16 protein-coding genes and 1 tRNA gene are annotated in these 17451 nt (G+C 49.4%); 4 read left to right on the forward strand and 13 right to left on the reverse strand.

Annotation, left to right across the window (positions count from 1 at the left end; translation table 11 throughout):
- The first annotated feature begins 83 nt into the window (after positions 1 to 83).
- Positions 84 to 159 (forward strand) — tRNA-Phe (locus MNO13_RS22290).
- A 155-nt stretch (positions 160 to 314) separates the two neighbouring features.
- On the opposite strand, the gene yahO is transcribed toward MNO13_RS22290, so the two are convergent.
- The 6 genes from yahO to MNO13_RS22320 form a co-directional block, all read right to left on the reverse strand.
- Positions 315 to 584 (reverse strand): DUF1471 family periplasmic protein YahO, encoded by a 270-nt coding sequence (yahO, locus tag MNO13_RS22295; protein ID WP_064540898.1) that lies wholly within the window; start codon positions 582 to 584, stop codon positions 315 to 317.
- Positions 585 to 970: 386 nt separating this feature from the next.
- A complete protein-coding gene (locus MNO13_RS22300) occupies positions 971 to 1429 on the reverse strand; it encodes a GNAT family N-acetyltransferase (protein ID WP_232887178.1) in 459 nt (152 codons plus the stop codon).
- An 84-nt stretch (positions 1430 to 1513) separates the two neighbouring features.
- Positions 1514 to 2635 carry a DUF4056 domain-containing protein gene (locus MNO13_RS22305; protein WP_083963203.1) on the reverse strand — a complete coding sequence of 374 codons (1122 nt, stop codon included), beginning with the start codon at positions 2633 to 2635 and terminating at the stop codon, positions 1514 to 1516.
- Positions 2635 to 3768, reverse strand: a complete 1134-nt coding sequence (locus tag MNO13_RS22310; protein ID WP_064540916.1) for a BamA/TamA family outer membrane protein — start codon at positions 3766 to 3768, stop codon at positions 2635 to 2637. The genes MNO13_RS22305 and MNO13_RS22310 overlap by 1 nt, the downstream gene beginning before the upstream one ends.
- Positions 3768 to 4745 (reverse strand): porin family protein, encoded by a 978-nt coding sequence (locus MNO13_RS22315; protein ID WP_064540919.1) that lies wholly within the window; start codon positions 4743 to 4745, stop codon positions 3768 to 3770. The genes MNO13_RS22310 and MNO13_RS22315 overlap by 1 nt, the downstream gene beginning before the upstream one ends.
- Positions 4746 to 4792: 47 nt before the next feature.
- On the reverse strand, positions 4793 to 5944 hold the full coding sequence (locus MNO13_RS22320) for a BamA/TamA family outer membrane protein (RefSeq protein ID WP_232887180.1): 1152 nt from the start codon (positions 5942 to 5944) through the stop codon (positions 4793 to 4795).
- Between the two features lie 302 nt (positions 5945 to 6246).
- Between MNO13_RS22320 and MNO13_RS22325 the strand changes: the two genes are divergently transcribed.
- On the forward strand, positions 6247 to 7347 hold the full coding sequence (locus MNO13_RS22325) for a GGDEF domain-containing protein (protein WP_121814480.1): 1101 nt from the start codon (positions 6247 to 6249) through the stop codon (positions 7345 to 7347).
- An 80-nt stretch (positions 7348 to 7427) separates the two neighbouring features.
- On the opposite strand, the gene cspE is transcribed toward MNO13_RS22325, so the two are convergent.
- From cspE to MNO13_RS22345, 4 genes are all read right to left on the reverse strand, one after another.
- A complete protein-coding gene (cspE, locus tag MNO13_RS22330) occupies positions 7428 to 7640 on the reverse strand; it encodes a transcription antiterminator/RNA stability regulator CspE (protein ID WP_064540929.1) in 213 nt (70 codons plus the stop codon).
- 285 nt (positions 7641 to 7925) lie between these two features.
- Positions 7926 to 8762: a shikimate dehydrogenase family protein gene (locus MNO13_RS22335; protein WP_133522947.1), complete on the reverse strand. Its 837-nt coding sequence runs from the start codon at positions 8760 to 8762 to the stop codon at positions 7926 to 7928.
- Between the two features lie 2 nt (positions 8763 to 8764).
- Positions 8765 to 10081: an MFS transporter gene (locus MNO13_RS22340; RefSeq protein WP_232887181.1), complete on the reverse strand. Its 1317-nt coding sequence runs from the start codon at positions 10079 to 10081 to the stop codon at positions 8765 to 8767.
- A gap of 67 nt (positions 10082 to 10148) precedes the next feature.
- A complete protein-coding gene (locus tag MNO13_RS22345; protein WP_241939327.1) occupies positions 10149 to 12023 on the reverse strand; it encodes a bifunctional sugar phosphate isomerase/epimerase/4-hydroxyphenylpyruvate dioxygenase family protein in 1875 nt (624 codons plus the stop codon).
- 193 nt (positions 12024 to 12216) lie between these two features.
- Here MNO13_RS22345 and yghU point away from each other — a divergent pair, with 193 nt between their 5' ends.
- Both yghU and MNO13_RS22355 read left to right on the forward strand, forming a co-directional pair.
- A complete protein-coding gene (gene yghU, locus MNO13_RS22350; RefSeq protein WP_064540941.1) occupies positions 12217 to 13083 on the forward strand; it encodes a glutathione-dependent disulfide-bond oxidoreductase in 867 nt (288 codons plus the stop codon).
- A 136-nt stretch (positions 13084 to 13219) separates the two neighbouring features.
- Positions 13220 to 13615 (forward strand): hypothetical protein, encoded by a 396-nt coding sequence (locus MNO13_RS22355; RefSeq protein ID WP_064540944.1) that lies wholly within the window; start codon positions 13220 to 13222, stop codon positions 13613 to 13615.
- Positions 13616 to 14409: 794 nt separating this feature from the next.
- Here the strand turns inward: MNO13_RS22355 and MNO13_RS22360 are convergent.
- From MNO13_RS22360 to ompA, 3 genes are all read right to left on the reverse strand, one after another.
- Entirely contained in the window at positions 14410 to 14811 is a 402-nt protein-coding gene (locus MNO13_RS22360) for a Spy/CpxP family protein refolding chaperone (protein ID WP_064540951.1), read from the reverse strand.
- Between the two features lie 755 nt (positions 14812 to 15566).
- Positions 15567 to 16109 carry a YfaZ family outer membrane protein gene (locus MNO13_RS22365; protein ID WP_064540956.1) on the reverse strand — a complete coding sequence of 181 codons (543 nt, stop codon included), beginning with the start codon at positions 16107 to 16109 and terminating at the stop codon, positions 15567 to 15569.
- 111 nt (positions 16110 to 16220) lie between these two features.
- Positions 16221 to 17276, reverse strand: coding sequence for a porin OmpA (gene ompA / locus MNO13_RS22370; protein WP_064540958.1), 1056 nt, complete (start codon positions 17274 to 17276; stop codon positions 16221 to 16223).
- Positions 17277 to 17451: the final 175 nt, after the last annotated feature.

Consider the following 17451-nt stretch of genomic DNA (forward strand, 5'->3'; position numbering starts at 1 on the left):
TTGCCGCAAAGTTAAGCAACCGAACGGTAAAATGTGAAATTTGGTTGACGGGGTATGCAGATTACGGTTTAATGCGCCCCGTTGCCCGGATAGCTCAGTCGGTAGAGCAGGGGATTGAAAATCCCCGTGTCCTTGGTTCGATTCCGAGTCCGGGCACCACTATTCAGAAGAACCCGCCTATGGCGGGTTTTTTGCTTTCTGGGGATTAACCACTGCAAGCGCTGTTCAAAAACCTTGCCAACGTTTTTATCCGATCCCATGACACTACAAAAAAAACAGCATCAACCATAAACGGCTGATGCTGTGCTGAAACGTTATTTCTTCTTATAGACCACTGCGTTTCCATGTATTTTATTATTGGTATTCCCTGATGTCAGCACATAAATATCACCGCCTTTCTCATCAGCCTTTTTTGACAACTCAGCTTTCGCATCAGCAGTACTGGTTTCACCCGAAGTAGAGATATTTCCAACTTCGACATACTGATCTTTCACCTTCTCAAAATCTTTTTGCGACATCATTTCTGCAGCAAATGAACTGAACGTGAATGTACAAGCAACCATGCCTAAAATGATTCTTTTCATCTTTATTTCCTTTTGAGTATGTCACTGATAGTCATGAGTAAAAATAATAAAAACAACCAAATTTCTATAAACACATATAGTTTGCATGGATAACTTTATCATGATTCATCACTCACAAGATTGATACATCATTATCGTTTAATGATTATGGGATCTCCGTCATAGCCAGTGAAGATTAGGAAGTTTCATGATTATTTGCCTATTTAAAGAATAGCGATGCCACACCCCCGCTAATCAGGCGCCAATACGTAATATGTACGGTGGATATAAAAGAGGAATTGATTAACAGATGAATTATTTTATAGGGAGTAAATAACTGAGGGTAAATTCTGTGCGGAATTATCCTGCCAGTCTTTTCATCACCGGCAGGCTCAGGGTGCATCCACTCACAACACCAATGTCATAAAGCGGCTATTCGGGTCGAGTTGGTAATCGGCAAAGGGTTGGCAATCGACAAAGCCATGCTTGAGATAGAGTTGGTAGCAGGCGGCAAATCCTGGCTGGGTTCCCGTTTCTAAGCTGATACGTTGCAAGCCCCTTTCGCGCGCGACTTGCAAAATATGTACTAAAAACTGATTCGCCACGCCACGCCGCAAAAACTCAGTCGCAGTGCGCATTGATTTCAGCTCACCGTGGCTGCCATCGAGCATTTTCAACGCGCCAATGCCGGCTAGTTGCTCCCCTTCCCACGCCGACCAGAATGTCACGGCGGGGTCACGGAGTTTTTGCACATCCAGCGCATGGCTGCTTTCCGGTGGCGATTGTTCCAGCATGCCGGAAATATGGTAAGCCACTAATGTCTGTACCGCGTGATGGGACAAATCGTCGATTTTAATGGTGAACATGTTTAACCTTCAAAATGTTACTAACATATTTGCAACATCAAAGCGGACTCGCTGACGTTCGTCCAATAACGATTACTTATGACCTCATTTCTTCATCTGCTGGAGCTGTATCTGGTCAGCGAATTTAGCCTGTTCAGCCAGCTCCGGGAATTGCGAGGGGACATAAAAGGTTTCCGGCGCTTTCAGGCCACGCATATCGCTCCCGGTATGAATTTGCAGTTCCCCAAGCTCGCTCAGCGTAGCGCCCGCGACGGTGACAGGCATCACCAGGCGATAAGGTTCCGCCCTTTCAAACGGGACTGGAGTTGGATAGCGGTTCTCACTCAAATCGTAATTACGGTTAAGCACCAAAAACTTATCCGGCACCCGGCGTTTGCTGTTCCACCAACTGCCGTCCACTTCACGAAACTCTCTTTCTGTCTCTGCTTTGGAGACGGCTCCCAACTGCACCAGCGCCTTGTGCAACGCTTTGTCTATTGCGGAGTCGTAGGAGTCAATCGACCCCGCCTGGCCATGCAGAATCACATTAATCGCAAGCCTTGCCCCCAATAGATTGGAGTAGAGATCTTCGGGTGAGAACGCAGATATCTCCTCAGGAAACCCCGGCACAGACTCGAAGCCGTACCACTGGGCAATCTCATGCCATTGCGCGAGCTGAAATGCGAGATGCCCCGCAAGCCACGCAGCAATCGTGTAGCGTTCCGACATCGAGGCCGGTGGAGTAAACGCATGCAGTTGAATGCGCCTGACCCCCAACTCTTCACTGTAGAACAGCCGCCAGTCCTGGCCGAGACGCGAATAAATCTGCGTGAAAAGATAGAAGGTGTTATCGGCGGTATCACGGACGTGGGCGATATCGATAAAACCGCCGTGACGGGTATAAATCAGGCCGCTTTTCTCCTCGCTCAGACCGACGATATTTTTGACTGCCCCTAGTGCACTGTCGTTATAACGATGATTGCCAAGCGTCGAGAGCGTCAGAATATTACCAATCTGGTAGACCGGAATTGGCACACCCACGGCGCGCACTTGCAGGTCATAACCAAACGCACAGCAAGGCCGCAAAGATTCAGGGGCGGTAAGCTCCTGAGCAACAGGCCACACGCGCCGCGCCTGTTCGATGGGTAGAAAATCCGTTGATGCTGCGGCAGCACCTGCGCTCACGCAGGCGGCACCGAGCAACAGAGTAAAAATCCAGGCGCGCATTAAAATGCCTCCGCAACTTGAAAATAAAAACCGGTACTTTCTTTGCCAAATCCCAGATCGAGACGGATATTCATGTCTGGCTTAACTTCAAAACGATAACCCGCGCCAATAGTGGGCAACAGCGGGTTATCTGACAAATTATGCGGGCTATCGCCCAACGCCCCTGCACCGACCCATAAAACATAGCCGTGTCGCCAGTTGAGTTTTTTGCGGTATTCCACTTGTGTGCTGACCACGTCTTTATCGCGATAACGCCCCTGATAGTAACCGCGCATCCGGTTGTCGTCCCCCGCCTGAGATAAACGATCCCACGGCACATCACCACGGGTGAAGCGCCCCCAAAGATCGAACGCCAGAACATCCTGATCGCTAAGCGGAAGATAATAATTGTATTGCAGTTGCAGAGCGGTGAAGTGCGTGTCCGAGCCGAATGCTGGATCAAAAACGCTGTATTCGGCACTGAAAAACTGACCGTGTTGTGGACGAGTGATCACATCGCGCGAATCGTAATTAATGGTCGCCGTCACGCCGGAACTCAGCGTGCTGCCACCCGCGTTGTAACTCGAAAAGTTATCACCTGGATGCGGATCATCAATGTTGTCGGCTTTGTAGTTCGAAAAATCCCAACCCACGCCGGCATACAAGTTATCCACCACCTGACGCATGATCTGGGGATGGAGGCTGAACGACTGCTGGGTGTATTTCTGCTCGTTACCTTGCGCCGCATCGTAGCCAATCCCCCAAAATCCAGTGGGAATTTTTGCCAGCGATCCGTCGATAAACAACCGCCACTCGTCACCGGTGAAAAACGTGTAGTTTTTCATGCCCAGCCCCAGCGCCCCGCTGGTGCTGACAAACCCGGTTAACGATAGCGACGAGTTTTGCGTCACACGGTCATGAGGATCAACGCGGTAAACACCCGCCACCGCCGTCCCGAGGCCAAGCTTCAACTCCGGGGTATAAAACGGCCCTGGCAGCACGCTCCAGTTAATGCCCTTGCTTGGGTCGTATTGATTATCCGCCCCCAACTTACCCAGAAAACCGTCAATCTCTTCGCGCGTCATGGCTTCAGTGGCGGTCGGTATCAACATCAGGCTTAACAACCCCAAAAATAGCGCGCTGCTTGTGTTCATCAGAATCGGTATTCACCTGCCAGGAAGAAGCTATTACGCTCATTAAAACCAATTTCTGTCAGCACATTAAAGTTTTGCGTGATTTCATATTGCGCACCGATCAGCGTGTTCCACGGCGAGGTGAGATGCTGCTTAACATCGAAACGCCCCTGGTTATCCTGGTTCACCGCGCTTATCAGCGGCTGAAGCGAAGCTGGCATATGCAGGTCAGAGAGATTCCCCTTAAACTCCTGCTGCACGTCCTGGTACATCGCCCCAACCCAGATGCTCAAGTGCGACGGCCCGGAAATCTGTGGCATATCAAAGCGATAACCGACGCGTGGTGAAACCGTCAGCGCCGAAATTTTACCATCCAGAATATCGAAATCGGTACGCGTGTAGTTGGTGTCCACCAGCGTAAACCAGTTTTTATAACCACCCGCCAGCGTAAAACCCGTTCCGTAGGTCATGCCTTCGAAATCGAGCGTGAAATCAATATTCTGCAAGTCACCGCTTTGATTCAGGCGATGAACCGAAGCAGCAATAAGGCGATCAATCCCGGTATACAGCGACGGATCCGCATCAACCGAAACGTTGGAAACCGATGAACCTTTGGTGTACCCCACCAGCCCGTAAATATTCAGAAACGGGAATACCCACATATCCATGCGCAGGTTTTCACTGTTACTGCGCTCGCGCGTGTGGCCGACATCGATATTAAACATGTCGCTGGGAATAGCATGCTGGCCCAGTTTAAGGCCGGAGAAAGTAATGCTGTCTACATCCACATTCTGGCGGATGTTCATATAACTGAGATTCACGCCAAACGGCAGCGGGATGGAATATCCGCGCGCTCGGGCTTCATCTCCCCAGATAGGAAATGTGCTGCTATCACTGGTCGTGGTGTCCGTGGATGCGCCAAAGGCTGCACCTGATAAAAACAGCAGCGGAAGCGCAAATACCCGGCACTGCTGTATACCTTTTAATTTTGTTTTCATTGCGTTCTCTTTAAATTTTACTTGGTCAGTCAGGCGGCAAAATCCTTCTACAGCCCCGCCCCCACATTGAAATAGACCGCTTGTTCGTTGTCGCTAAACGCCACATCAATCCCAGTATGCAGACCAAATTCGCGGGCGATGAGATAACGGAACCCACCGCCCCAGGCCACTTCCGCGGTATGGAAAAGATCGTCAGCATCGTTGCTGGCACTGCCGGCCCCGACAAAACCCTGCAATACCCAGCGCGGCGTCATCTGCCATTCGAGTTGCGTTTGCACGGTCCCGACATAATCCCCTTGATAGCGATATTGCGAGATGCCTCGCAATTTGATGTATGGCCGCGCCATAGGTGGCAAATGGCTGTCATGGTTCGAAAGCGATTGATAATTACCCGCCAGCGCGAGGGTAAAATCACGGCTTAGCGGTTGGAAATATTTGCCATCAAGCGTCAGCATGTCGTATCGGTAATCGCCACCGAGAAAGCTGGAGTAAAACTGGTATTCGCCGGTAACCGACAAGCCATTGCGTGGATAAAAGAAGTTATCCGTCGTGTCATATTCCATCAGCAAGCCAACACCGGAAGTGGTGCTTTGCTCACCAAGAACACGTTGAAAGGTACGGTCAATAAGCTTGTTATCGGCCGATATTTCCATATTTGCATAGAATTGCGAACCACCAACGAAAAACGGAGTATCTGCAACGCGGAACAGTAATTTTTGCATACCTCCGTACCCTCTTGTTTGGGTACTAATGCCTTTTCCGTTGTCAAAACCTGCGATATCGCCTGAATAAATGTCAATATTTACATTGGCATAGCCGAGGGCAACCAGATAGCGAATGCCGTCATTGTTCCAGGTGTGGCGATGCCCACCGCCGACAAACCAGGTGCCGTTTTGTGTCGCTCCACCACCGAATGCTGACATCGCTGGCGGGATGGATCGCCCGTCCGGACGGGTATGCCCAGGCTGACCGTCAGCAGAGTCGTGCAGGAAAAGGCCAAATAACCCACCGCCATAACCGACTGCCGGTTCGGTGATCACCACCGGAATCGGCAGAAACCCGTAGCGGTTATCACGCAAGTACTCGCTCATATCGAGCATACCGTCGGTTGGGTCAATTAACCCTGCGGCGTGGGCGTCCGTGGGCTGCCACAACCCGAGCGAGAGCACCGCCGCCAGCGAATACGTGGATTTATTCATAGCAGTTTATCCGGCTGCACGGCGGGTGCCGCAAGCAGGAGGTATACAACGTTGTCCATGCCAGAAGAAACAGCAGCGCCCTGGTCATAACCATCACCTGGTAAAGAGAGAAATTTGTTTTATTTTTCAATTACACGAGAAACCGCACTCTCGCCTAATAACTGATTTGAGCATAGACCAGCATCAAGCATATTCAAGATAAGTGGTGCGAAGTTAAGGGCCTGGAAGCCGCGGATTTCAAGGGTGGCACCGCACTGGAGAGCACGGTATCATTTATTAAACTTATGAAATAAGGCTTATCAATGGATATTAACCACAGCACGGGCGAAAGTGTCATCACCAGCACCAAAGGCTACATGTGGTTTTTATCACTGAATATTATCTTCTGCGCCTGGTTGCTGTTGCGCGGTATTCATCGCAGCGATCTCGATACCCTGCCGCTTCCGTTGCAAATACTTTGCGGTTGTATCATCGCGTTAGCCGCAATAAACCTGATGATTACGCTGAAAATAAAGAAGAATATTAACGACGGTTTTTACCACTACGCCCTGCCCTTTGTGGTGCTGACCTTTGGTTTGTTGTGGTCCGTTTTGTTGTATAACTTCACCCAGTTTTACCAAAACCCGCTTGTCACACTGATGATGACCGTATCATTGTTATTACCCGCAACCATCACCTTCTTTATTTCTGGCCGCTTATTGTTACTGTTCTCCGCCCCGTTAGTTTTGTGTTTGCTGTATGTCGAATTCTTCTTTCAGCGTAAATTCAGCATCGCACAATTCGTCGGTGCGTTGATCATGCTGCTAGTTATCTATTCTGCACGCTACATTTTGCTGGAGTGGTATCAGCGCGTGCAGCGCAGCGAATATGAAAAAAATATCCTGATCAAAAAACTGGTTCAGCAAGCGCACTACGATGCCTTAACCGGTTTGTATAACCGTCTGAGCCTGGCGCGTTACTTTGAAGAGCACGTCAGCACGCTCGCGCAGAGCAAGAAAAAGCTGTTTATGATAGTGCTGGATATTGATTTCTTTAAACAATACAACGATATATATGGGCATGTGGCTGGCGATAAATGCCTGATCAATGTGTCACGCTGCATCGAACAATCCCTGCGCAAAGAGACCGACAGCGCCTTTCGTTTTGGCGGCGAGGAGTTTGTGGTGTTAACTGTCTGCAACGATATTTCCCAGGCGAAAAACATCAGCCAGCGAATCCAGCAGAATATTGCCCATGCCCATATACTGCATAAAGGTTCTGGGGTTTCGGCGGTACTGACTGTCAGCCAGGGAATTGCGCAATGGCGCGAAGGAATGGCACTGGAAATGTTAGTTGAACAAGCCGACCAGCAGCTTTACAAGGCGAAGAAAAACGGCAGGAATCGTGTCTGTTACGAGAAATGAGTTAACGAATAAAACGCCAGAAACGAAAAAACCCGCCGAAGCGGGTTTTTAAATTCTTTAGAGCTTAGTTAACGCTAACCTTACAGGCTAGTTACGTTACCAGCTGCTGGGCCTTTAGCGCCGTTCTCGATGGTGAAGGAAACTTTCTGGCCTTCATCAAGAGATTTGTAACCTTCGTTCTGGATTGCAGAGAAGTGAACGAACAGGTCTTTAGAACCGTCGTCTGGAGTGATGAAGCCGAAACCTTTATCAGCGTTGAACCATTTTACCAGACCAGTCATTTTGTTAGACATGTGTATTACCTTTTGGATTAAGTGTGCCTTACGGCGATTTGGTATGCTTTACAGATTTTATGAAGCGGTAGAAGAGCACACGACAAAGGGTATCCAGGGATGACTCTTGAAGGACTGCTTTACTAAGTTGCTTTAAAGGTCTGTACGTCAAACCGATGGGGCGTATTAACTCATGCTTAGGCGATGAATGACAAGGATTATTTTAGCCGTCCACAGCTCTGGAGCTAAAACACCCCTGTTTTAGCGCTTCGCTTAACAGGGGCACAATGTGAAGCTAATCCATTGTTAATAATCTATTTTCGCCACTCTGCGCAGCGCTTGAGGCGTGACTTCTGGCAGGCCAAAAAATTCCATATAAGCCGGAATCATCTCAAACAACATATCGGTACCAGGTTGAATCTGGCAGTCTCTTTGCATTGCGGCACTCAAAAATGGGGTGATTTCACTTTTCATCACCACTTCGCCAACAAAACTCCCCGGTGTTATCGCATCCACGTCGATGGGCAATTCATCACCTGGATTCATGCCCAGCGGTGTTGCGTTGACGACGATGGAAAACGCCTGCGGGTTGCGCAACCCCGTTAGTACCGTGAGCGCCGGATAATGCCGACGCAGACGAGACGCCAGTTCTTCACTGCTTGCCTGGCGGGTATCAAACAACGCCAGCTTATCAACGCCCGCCGCCGCCAGCGACGCCGCGATAGCCGAACCGACGCCACCACTGCCCACCACCAACGCGCTGGCGCCTTTAACCTGAATCCCTTTGCGCAACACACCGCGCACAAAACCGTCGCCATCAAACATATCGCCGCGCAGGCTGCCATCTGGTTCGCGACGAATAGCATTACAGGCTCCGGCGATTTGTGCCGTCGGACTCAGGCTGTGGACTAACTCGCAGGTCGAGACTTTGTGCGGCATCGTCACCAGCGCCCCAACAATATTGGTCAGGCTGAATAAAGAAGGAATCAGTTGCGCATAATCACCAGGCTTTACCCCCATCGGCACCACTTTGATATCAATGCCTTGTTCTTCAAACCACGGGTTGTAAATCATCGGCGCTTTGAAGGTGGTAGTTGGGTAGCCCAAATGGGCGATTAAACGGGTGTTGCCACTAATTTCCATGATTAATCCGCCAGCTCAATACGTTTGATATCGCCAAGAATAAAGACATAGGCAAACACGCCCAGCAGTGCCGCTCCGCCGATATACACCAACGCGTAGAAGAAGTTACCGGTAGCTGCAACGATAAAACCAACGATTAACGGCGTGATAATCGACGCAAGGTTTGAGCAAAAGTTAAATAAGCCACCCGTCAGCCCCGCAAGGTTCTTCGGTGCCATATCAGAAATCAGCGTCCAGCCAAGTCCCACCATGCCTTGCCCGAAGAACGCCACCGACATCACCGTAATCACCAGCGCGTCAGTCGGCATCCAGTTCGCCGAAATAATCAGGCTCGCCATCAGCAGGCCAGCAATAATCGGCAGTTTGCGGGCAATGTTCACCGAACCGGTGCGTTTCAGAATTTGGTCAGAAACCCAGCCACCAAACATCACGCCTACTGCCGCAGCGAGGAACGGCATAATCGCGAAGAAGCCCACTTTCAGCCACGGCATATGGCGCTCGGTAGCAAGATAAGTCGGGAACCAGGTCAGGAAAAACACTAAGGTGGTATTCCCGGCAAACTGGCCAATCCCCGCGCCAAGGATCTGGCGGCATTTCACCAGCCTTGCGACGTTCGCCCAGCTAAAATTCATCTTCGGCTCAGGTTCAGCCTCTTTGTCATCATGGCCGATGTATTCCAGTTCAAGCGAGTTAGCGGTTTTTGACTCATGCGGCTCGTGATAAAAACGCCACCACACCAGCACAAACAAAATGCCGACCACGCCCACCGTAATAAACAGCGCACGCCAGCCGAAGGTTTCCATAATAAAGAACAACAGCGGAGCAAACGCGGCCAGACCGATATATTCACCAACGGTATACACCGCCGTAGCGCGGGCGCGTTCATGCTGCGGGAACCATTTGCCGACCACCCGGCTGTTGACAGGGAAACACGGCGCTTCACTGATCCCAAGGCCTAAGCGGCAGAGCAACAGCGTTTTCAGCCCGACCGTCAAACCGTGGAATAAAGTAAATGCCGACCAGAAGAACAGTGCCAGCGCGTAAGTGACTTTGTTGCCGAAGCGATCAAGGAAGATGCCGCCGGGGATCTGCATGGCCGCATAAGTCCAGGCAAACGCCGAGAAGACAATCCCCATGGTGGCCGCACCGATGCCGAGATCGGCACTCAGTTGCGGTGCCGCAATACCCAGAACGGTGCGGTCCAGGTAGTTAATCATGGTCCCGATAGCCAAAAGGGTCAGAATCACCATTCGGGTACGGGTTCGTTTTACAACACCAGTTTTCTGGGCGGCGATGTCGCCCTGGCCATAACTCGCCATGGTTGCTTCCTCTATTATTTTATAGGTTACAGGTGTTTTATTGAACCTTAAGGTTCATTTATTGTTATCAATCGAATGACTGCATCTGCATTGCCGCCAGGCGAACAGCCGCGTTAGTGGCACCATATTGTTGATAATCCCCGCGCCGCTCAACCAATTCAAAGAAGAAACGATCCGGGCGGAACGGTGGCGTATAGGCGTGCAAAAATTCCTGCTGGCGTGTATCACGCTCGTAAAGAATATCGAGGCGCTCAAGTCCTTGTAATAACGCGTTGTTTTCGCCGTAACGCGCCAGTAAATCGTCATAATAGTTGGCCGGGATCGTCAGCAATTTCAGCCCTTGCGATTGCAGGCTTTCCACTGTCGCCGGTAAATCATCGCAGGAAAATGCCGCATGTTGCAGGCCGGTTCCCTGATAACTCGCCACTGAACGGGCGATTTGCGTATCGAGGCTGTGCGACATATTCAGCGGCAGGCGAATCGAATGACACGGGCTGTGCATCACCTGGCTTCTGACCAGGCCATACGGGTCCGGTACGCTAAGCTCGTTATCCAGCTCGAAACCAAATACCGCACGGAAGAACATAATCCAGTTATCGCGGCTACCTTCCACCAGGCCTAATGCCAGATGATCAATGCCGCGCAATACGCCAGTATTCACTGAATCAGACAGCGTGAAATCGGTCTGATAAATATCGCTTTCGCCCTGCTCTGGCGCTTCTATTAAATAAATCAGGCTACCGTCTGGCGCGCAAATCGCTGCCAGTGCACGCTCGTCCGGGCCGTGTTCTTCGTGCCAGATCGGGTAACCATAATCTTGTGCGCGTTGCAGCACATTCGCCGCCCCTTTCACCCGCCACGCCATGGCACACAACGACACGCCGTGGCGACGATGAAACTCGTCCGCCCAACTGTGCGCCTGATGGTTGATAATCACGTTCACCCCACCGTTGCGCCACAGCGAAACATCTTTTGAACGATGGGTCCCGGTCTGCGCGAAACCTAGCGGTTGCAGAGCTTCGCCAAGTGCTGTGGCATCTTGCGCGTCGGTGGCGAACTCTAAAAATTCAATCCCCTGGTAGCTGGCTTGCGGCGCGCTATGGAACAGTGGCGCATCACTTTGCGGGTTGCCGTTCCAGGTTTGTTCTTCCAGCCATAGCAGCGAACGATAGCCATCCTTCGCCGTTGGCGCGTTCGGCGTGGCGCGGAAGTTGTCATTGAAAATCTCCAGCGACCACGGGCCGCGGTAGCCTTTTTCGGTCAGCAAACGGGTAAATTCCACCACCGGCAATTCACCTTGCCCTGGGAAGCAGCGGAAATGACGGCTCCACTCCAGCACATCCATTTTCATCAGCGGGGCGTCGGCCAGTTGCAGGAAGGTGATTTTATCAAGCGGAATATCGTCGAGATTAATCAACTGGTCGCCGAGCGACAGCACATGGAAACTGTCCAGAACCAGCCCCAACGCTGGGCTGTTAACCTGTTTTACCCGCTCCCACGCCTGACGGTAACGGTTTACATGGGTGCCCCACGCCAATGCTTCGTAGCCGACGATAATTTCATTTTGTTGTGCAAGTTCAGCAAGATGCGCTAAATCGCTGACTTGTAAATCAAGGCTCGGCGAGCAATCTGGAGCCACATTGCTGCACAGCAACATGGTGTTGCAGCCCAGCTCGTGCATCAGAGCAAATTTACGCCGCGCACGTTCCAGGTTGCTGGCAAACTGTGGGCGAGAGGCTCCTTCAAAATCGCGGAACGGCTGAAACAGCGTGATAGTCAGCCCCAGATCTGCGGCCATTTTGCGCACATCCGCAGGTGAACCGGGGTAGTAAAGCAGGTCATTTTCAAAGATTTCGACGCCGTCAAAACCAGCAGCCGATATTGCGGCCAGTTTTTCAGGCAACGTGCCAGAGATAGATACGGTTGCAATTGAACGCTGCATGATGGCTCCTGGTCGCTCGGGGTAATTGGGCTAATGTTGTATCATTTGGTTCATATTGCAAATTTATAGTTAATTTATTGTTACCCCAGATCACACCTACGGAAGTAAAAAAAAATAGCGGGCGATTACCGAACAAAACAAAGTGGAGTTACACTTTTCAGTCACTCCCTGGCAACCCAAAGGCAGACACAACATGTCAGATAATCAATATCAGCCACCGAAAGTATGGACGTGGAATAAAAGCGACAGCGGCACCTTTGCAAACATCAATCGCCCGATTGCCGGCCCAACACACGAACGCACTCTGCCCATCGGCAAGCATCCATTGCAGCTCTATTCTCTTGGCACACCGAACGGGCAGAAGATCACTATTCTGCTGGAAGAACTGCTGGCGGCAGGTGTCAGCGCGGCCGAATACGACGCACATTTGATTCGCATCGGTGAAGGGGATCAGTTCTCCAGCGGCTTTGTGGATGTGAACCCGAACTCGAAAATCCCGGCGCTAATGGACCATTCGGTCACCCCGCCGATTCGCGTGTTTGAGTCCGGCTCAATCTTGCTGTATCTGGCGGAGAAGTTCGGTCTTTTCCTGCCAAAAGAGCTGGCGGCACGCACCGAAACCCTGAACTGGCTGTTCTGGCTGCAAGGTTCCGCTCCGTATCTTGGCGGTGGATTCGGCCACTTCTATCATTACGCGCCAGTGAAAATTGAGTACGCCATCAACCGCTTTGCCATGGAAACCAAGCGCCAGTTAGATGTGTTGGACCGCCAGTTGGCGACACATCGTTTCATTGCGGGCGATGAGTATACGATTGCGGATATTGCGATATGGCCGTGGTACGGTAGCCTGGCAAAAGGTGGGTTATATGAGTCTGCTGAATTCCTCGACATCAGCTCATACAAAAACTTTGTCCGTTGGGCCGATGAAGTGGCGAATCGCCCGGCAGTGAAACGTGGGCGTATTGTGAACCGCACGTTCGGAGAGCCGTCGCAGCAGCTGCATGAACGCCACGACGCCTCTGACTTTGATTTGCGTACTGAAGACAAACTGGTTAAATAACATCCAGATGGCAGGTTGCAACGGTGGCCTGCCTTTTTTATCGTTCAAATTTAAACAAACTTAATATAGTTTCCGGATAACCGTGCAGGTAAGTTGCCGTCTGAGTTAAATAGTAAGCAACCTGCAAGGAAATATCGTGTTCAAGAAATCCCTGTTTTTATTCGCTTTCGTTTTAGCCGGTTGTGCTCAACCAGGCGATGATAAGGTTGAAGCGTTAAATACTCTCGACTTCCACGCCACCCCGTCACCTTCCGCCCCGGCGAATAGTAACCCTGCGGAATTAGAAAGCCTGCACAAAACCAATCAGCAAGCTATCGCTAGCCTGACGGCTGAAATTAAATCGGCACGAGTGGATGAGCTGAAAAGTGGTGATGTATTTGATAATCGGGATGGCATTGATAACGTGTTTCAGGCGCTGACACGGCTCGAGGAGTTTGGTGAGCTGAACAATATCTATCTGAAAGATAATAATAAGAATGGCTTAGTACAAATTGGTAAGGTATTAAAACCGCTTACCGAGAAAGACTCCTGAGAACATACCTGGTCTGACATTTCTGTCATTAATGGTGGATGACGCTTACGCTTATCCACCCTACAAAATCCTAATCCGGCAGTTCTGCATTATGGTGGATGACGCTTACGCTTATCCACCCTACAAAATCCAAGTCTGGCATTTCTGCATTATGGTGGATGACGCTTACGCTTATCCACCCTACAAAATCCAAGTCTGGCATTTCTGCATTATGGTGGATGACGCTTACGCTTATCCACCCTACAAAATCCCAGTCTGACATTTCTGCATTAATGGTGGATGACGCTTACGCTTATCCACCCTACAAAATCCAAGTCTGACATTTCTGCGTTAATTGGTGGATGACGCTTACGCTTATCCACCCTACAAAATCCTAATCCGGCAGTTCTGCATTATGGTGGATGACGCTTACGCTTATCCACCCTACAAAATCCAAGTCTGGCATTTCTGCATTATGGTGGATGACGCTTACGCTTATCCACCCTACAAAATCCCAGTCTGGCATTTCTGCGTTAATTGGTGGATGACGCTTACGCTTATCCACCCTACAAAATCCCAATCTGGCATTTCTGCGTTAATGGTGGATGACGCTTACGCTTATCCACCCTACAAAATCCCAATCTGGCATTTCTGCATTAATGGTGGATAACGCTTACGCTTATCCACCCTACAAAATCCCAATCTGACATTTCTGCGTTAATTGGTGGATGACGCTTACGCTTATCCACCCTACAAAATCCAAGTCTGGTGTAGGTCGGATAAGCGCTAGCGTCATCCGACATATTCAACGTCAATCAGTAGAGTTGTTTCTCAATCAGCATCTGCTGCAACTGCTGCTTTTGTTCAGTGGTCAGCACGCGGCTAACATTAAACAGATACTTCGCACGCTGGTAACGTACCTGGCCTTGAATATCGCCAATCGCGGTCAGCTGTTTCTTCGCCGCAGTGTCATCCCACACGCCGGTATGGAACATATCAACAATCGCATCCTGAGTTAAAGCATCAGTATTAATCTTACTGATCTCTTTTTGTGCATCTTCGCGCAGTGCCTTCACCGTCTTCATTTGTTCTGGTGTCAGCTTTAATTGCTGTGCCAGGTTATCCTGCGGCAGTGTTTCGGTTGAGTTGGATGCAGAAGCCACACCAGAAAAAGCCAGAACGGTTGCCATCATGGCAATTTTAAACATATTCTTCATTCGATACCCTTAAGAACAATAAGCATTAATACAAATAGTACAGTTCTATTATTAACGCAGCTCGAAGGACATTGAAAACCATTACTCGTTTATTTTTAAATAAATAAATTAACCATATTTTAACAAAAATAATTACAATAGTGCAGATATGTAACCTGGAGCTCACCATGCTCGAAATGGAGTTTTCCACCCTTTATGTTTTCATTTTATTACAATGAATAATAATTAAAAGAATCGGAATCAAAACCTGGATTCCACTCTTAACTCCACTCCCGATAATTAATTTTTTCGCTTATTTATATATATAGCAACCGTGCGCTAGCCAAATGAAAAAGCAAAAAAGTGAACATTCATTTTACGTCATTCACCTGTAACAAAAACCTTTTTAATCTCCTCACGTTAGCAGAAAATCACATAGCAAAAAGCCACACTATGTTGCCATAGTGTGGCCTCGTACTGCTTACTATTTGATGGTTGCTTACATAGCCCACGTCCCTATGAGCTGAAACCAGCATAAGGTTAATGCACCACGTATTCAAAATTCTTTTTATTTAAAAATAAATTTTAATATTTAGATAAAAAAATACCCGCCGGACAGGCGGGTATATTGTATTGGCACAGCAAGATGCACAAACAATATTAAAGGATCGAATCACTCGAATTGACGATATCAATGAGGCTTGATGTATCAACGTGATAATTGTAGTGTGTGACCATTTCGCCAGCAAACTAATTTCCGTACAAAAATAAACTTATCAGAAACTAAAATTAACCCCAGCGTAAGCGCCATCGGCTAAGATATTATCGCTGCGGCCATCTTTCCCTTCCATGCCAACATAACGGTACCCGCCATCAACGGAAAACGTGGAGTTAACATTCCAGCGAAGACCTGCGTTCGCTTCGCCATACTGTGCTACGCCACTTGAGAGCGAATCAGGTGAAAAATAAGCATCGCCAAACAGAGTAAAATTTTCGCCCAGTGGCAGCTGCGCACCACCCCCTACTGCCACGGCATAACCTTCGTCGTTATCATCCGGGTTCAGATACAGCGTTTTACCGCCGAGGGTAATCAGCACCGAACCCAACGGGATATTCCAGCCCAGTCCCAGGCTCGCAACATCACCGTCATTATCGTTATGTGCCCAGTTACCACTAAAGGTAAAACCAGGCTCATTGGCACCAAAACTCATACCCAGGTTGGTCCATTTAGAACCCGCCTCTCCATGAAATGAAACCGCACTTGCCGAACCTGCGCTCAGTGTTGCAACGATCAGACAAGCCATTTTTAAATTTTTCATCGCGTTCCTCTTTATTCTTCAGGGTTTCCGGACCAAAAAAAAAGCCCGATAGGCACTAAGGCATCGGGCAAAACGGACGTTACTGCTATTTTTGTAATTGCATGTTGGGACTTATTGCTGTGGCGCTACACCGGCAATTTCGATAACAACGCGGCGATCTGGTGCCAGGCAGTTAATCAGTTCTTGACGCGCAGTGACTGCATCACAGGTTGTTCCAGTTACTGGCTCACTTGCACCACGGCCTTCGGCCTGGACGTTCTGAGCTGGCATACCTAAACGAACCAGTTCGTTAGCAACGGCTTGCGCACGTTTTGCAGACAGGTTCAGGTTGTAATCTTGTGAACCCAGACGGTCAGTAAAGCCAATCACCATAGTGGATTTGTCTTTAGCTGCCTGAATTTCTGGACGGTTGTAGAGGTCACGTACCGCTGCTTCACCTTCAGCAGAAAGCACTGCTGAGTTGAAGGCAAACATCACGTCTGATTTCAGGTTGAAACGCTGTGGTTCTACTGGCGCTTCTACTGGAGCAGGTGCTGCTGCAACTGGAGCGGCTTCGTTGGCACCAAAGCGGTAAACCACACCGGCAGTCACAGTGCTGACATCAGAACTCACGCCAATTTGGTTGGAGTTACCCACGTTGCCAACCCATTGGTATTCCACGCGGCCAGCCCAGTTGTCATTGAACTCATATTCAGTACCGACAGCGGCAAGTGGGCGCACGCCAGTATCAAACTTAGAATCGCCATTTTGCTCAGCTTCAGCACGGTATGCAAATGCACCGGCACGGCCATAGATATCCCAGTTATCAGTGAAACCGTAGCTAGCTTTCATAGAAAGCTGCAAGCCCTGAGAACCCATTTTGGCACCGGCTACGCCGTTGTTGCCTTGGATCTGCATATTGCCGAGATAGTCGTAGCCGCCTTCAACAGCCAACCACGGATTAATTTGATAACCTGCGAATACGCCACCGCCAACATTGTCGCTGCTGGTTTCAAAGTCGGTCGCGTTGCTTACGTTATCATTGAAATCATTGTCACCATTGCCATCGAAATAATGTGACCAACCTAATTTAGCACCGCCATACCAGGTATCGGTATCGGCTGCGGCATTGGCGTTCGTTACTGCGAAGGCGTTGAGTGCGATTAACGCAATAAGAGTCTTTTTCATCATAATCCTTGAAGTCGCTGCTGGGAGATTGCTCAATGGTATTAATATTTAAGCGACGGATGATATTCATATTCCTTGCAAGAAGGAATTTGAACTTCATTTAATTTTAAATGAAAAAGAACTAGGTTAAATCATTGCATAACACACCCACAAAACCAATATCACAACAATAATT

Origin of the sequence: Buttiauxella ferragutiae, from assembly GCF_022637515.1 — a bacterium.
Lineage (GTDB): Bacteria > Pseudomonadota > Gammaproteobacteria > Enterobacterales > Enterobacteriaceae > Buttiauxella > Buttiauxella ferragutiae.

Coding starts and splice junctions, on each gene's coding strand:
- MNO13_RS22315 (WP_064540919.1), bottom strand. CDS start 4,745: ATGAAAACAAAATTAAAAGGTATACAGCAGTGCCGGGTATTTGCGCTT.
- MNO13_RS22300 (WP_232887178.1), bottom strand. CDS start 1,429: ATGTTCACCATTAAAATCGACGATTTGTCCCATCACGCGGTACAGACA.
- MNO13_RS22365 (WP_064540956.1), bottom strand. CDS start 16,109: ATGAAAAATTTAAAAATGGCTTGTCTGATCGTTGCAACACTGAGCGCA.
- MNO13_RS22335 (WP_133522947.1), bottom strand. CDS start 8,762: ATGGAAATTAGTGGCAACACCCGTTTAATCGCCCATTTGGGCTACCCA.
- MNO13_RS22340 (WP_232887181.1), bottom strand. CDS start 10,081: ATGGCGAGTTATGGCCAGGGCGACATCGCCGCCCAGAAAACTGGTGTT.
- MNO13_RS22360 (WP_064540951.1), bottom strand. CDS start 14,811: ATGAAGAATATGTTTAAAATTGCCATGATGGCAACCGTTCTGGCTTTT.
- MNO13_RS22310 (WP_064540916.1), bottom strand. CDS start 3,768: ATGAACACAAGCAGCGCGCTATTTTTGGGGTTGTTAAGCCTGATGTTG.
- MNO13_RS22305 (WP_083963203.1), bottom strand. CDS start 2,635: ATGCGCGCCTGGATTTTTACTCTGTTGCTCGGTGCCGCCTGCGTGAGC.
- MNO13_RS22345 (WP_241939327.1), bottom strand. CDS start 12,023: ATGCAGCGTTCAATTGCAACCGTATCTATCTCTGGCACGTTGCCTGAA.
- ompA (WP_064540958.1), bottom strand. CDS start 17,276: ATGAAAAAGACTCTTATTGCGTTAATCGCACTCAACGCCTTCGCAGTA.
- yahO (WP_064540898.1), bottom strand. CDS start 584: ATGAAAAGAATCATTTTAGGCATGGTTGCTTGTACATTCACGTTCAGT.
- MNO13_RS22320 (WP_232887180.1), bottom strand. CDS start 5,944: ATGAATAAATCCACGTATTCGCTGGCGGCGGTGCTCTCGCTCGGGTTG.
- cspE (WP_064540929.1), bottom strand. CDS start 7,640: ATGTCTAACAAAATGACTGGTCTGGTAAAATGGTTCAACGCTGATAAA.
- yghU (WP_064540941.1), top strand. CDS start 12,217: ATGTCAGATAATCAATATCAGCCACCGAAAGTATGGACGTGGAATAAA.
- MNO13_RS22325 (WP_121814480.1), top strand. CDS start 6,247: ATGGATATTAACCACAGCACGGGCGAAAGTGTCATCACCAGCACCAAA.